This window comes from Stieleria sp. (assembly GCF_041595215.1).
Lineage (GTDB): Bacteria > Planctomycetota > Planctomycetia > Pirellulales > Pirellulaceae > Stieleria > Stieleria magnilauensis.
The window spans coordinates 1-1673 of the sequence record NZ_JBFHKV010001449.1 but is presented as its reverse complement, the minus strand read 5'-3'; the positions used below and the strand labels follow the sequence as shown (position 1 = coordinate 1673).

Sequence of the window (1673 nt, the reverse complement as noted above, 5' to 3'; positions counted from 1 at the left end):
GGTGTAGTCCCAGGTCCCGTCACCGTTATCGACCAGCGTGCCCGAGCCGGCGCTGATCGCCAGCGTGGTTGCAGTCAGCGAATCACCTTCGACGTCGCCGGCGGCGGAGAGCAGTTCCGCCTGCGTGATCGTTCGCGCCCCACTGTCTTCGGCGATCGCGGTCAGGACAACGGGGCTCGTGGTTGGGGCGTCGTTCAGTCCGGTGATCACAACCGTCACTGAGCCTGTGTCGGTAAGTCCACTGCCGTCATCGATCTGGTACGTGAACGTATCGGTCGTCGAATGCCCCGTTCCGAGGGACTCAAACTGCCCGTTTGGATCGTAGGCAAAACTTCCGTCAGCATTGAGCGTCAAAAGTGCTCCGGACGCGAGCGTGATTTGACTGCCGACTGAGGCTGCGTTTCCCTCGACCGCGGACACTGTCAACCCAGCTCCTTCTGGGTCATGGTCATTGGCAAGGACGCCTGCGGACGCTGTGATTGTGAGGGTAGCGTTTTCGCTCAATCGGTAGTTTTGCAGCCCTGAGGCGTAGAGGTCTTGGATCAGATCGGCGGAGAGCTGAGCACCAAAGAGGGCGACTTCGTCGATCGAACCTGCAAAGAAATCGGATACGGGGGTGGCGACCAGATCTCCACTGGTTTGCGTGCTTGCTCCGATCACGATCGGGTTGGCATTCCCACTTCCTCCCGACGAGGTGCCCAAACCGCCGGTGTACGCATCGAAGTCGACTTGTTGACCGTCGAGGAAGAGTCGAAGCCCGGCTTCGCCAAATGTGACCGCCACGTGATGCCAAGTACCGGCGTTCACCGACGAGGCAGCGGAGCGAACAAAGTAGCTCGCCGAGGTGTCCTGGATCCTGACTTCGAGTTCGCCGGAGGACGTAATTCCTATCGAGAGATGACCACCGGTTCCGTTGCCACTGGCGTCTTTAGAGAAGAGCTCTTGGCGCCCGGTCGTATCATCCGCATTGATCCACAGTTGTACCGACCCGTTGTCGACCAAGAAGGCCGGGTCGTGTGCGATTTCGATGTAGTCGCTGGTCCCGTTGAACGTGGCGGCGGAATCCGAGGCACCGGCCAGCGCGCCAGAGGCACCGAGTGTAGCGCCGTTGTAGGTGCCGTCGCTCGTTCCTGAGGAATCCAACGCGGTGGTTCCGCTGCTCTCTCCAAGCCGCCAATAGCCCAGTGGCGTGGCGCCATTGACCAGTGTCGCATGATCCCCGGCATCATCAGTCGCGATCGGCGCGTCGTTGACCGCCGTGATCGACGTGTCGAGACTGGCCGAAGTTGCCGCGATCGCCGTGGTGCCGCCATTGGTTGTCGTGTCGACGTTGACTCGCGTTTCACTGCCGGAAGTAGCGGAGAAGCCCGCGACGTAGCTGTTGTCCAAACCACGAACGGTCAAACCCGTCGGTGCACCGTTGTAATCGGCTACCGATACGAATCGAATGAGTGTTGCGCTGGAGATCGCCAAGGCGGTGTTGTCGTCTGCGACAGCACCGATGTCGAACCAGTTAGCCCCGGCGTTGGTTGAGTACTGCCAAACACCTTCTGTGACAGGATTTGCGGTGTTTGCGACCACCGCGATGCCGCTCATGCTGGAACCGGAATCCACATCACCGAACTGGCCGCTGAAAATGGTGGAAACGGCTTCGCCTGTCGGGTTCAACGTGT

General features: G+C 60.2%; 2 protein-coding genes. One reads left to right on the top strand and one right to left on the bottom strand.

What is annotated here, in order from left to right; all coding sequences use genetic code 11:
- Window positions 1-1404: cadherin-like domain-containing protein (locus ABX749_RS32015; protein WP_372899612.1), on the bottom strand; the 1404-nt coding region annotated here is incomplete at its 3' end.
- A 43-nt stretch (window positions 1405-1447) separates the two neighbouring features.
- Here ABX749_RS32015 and ABX749_RS32010 point away from each other — a divergent pair.
- A partial coding sequence (locus ABX749_RS32010) for a hypothetical protein (RefSeq protein ID WP_372899611.1) occupies window positions 1448-1673 on the top strand: 226 nt, incomplete at its 3' end.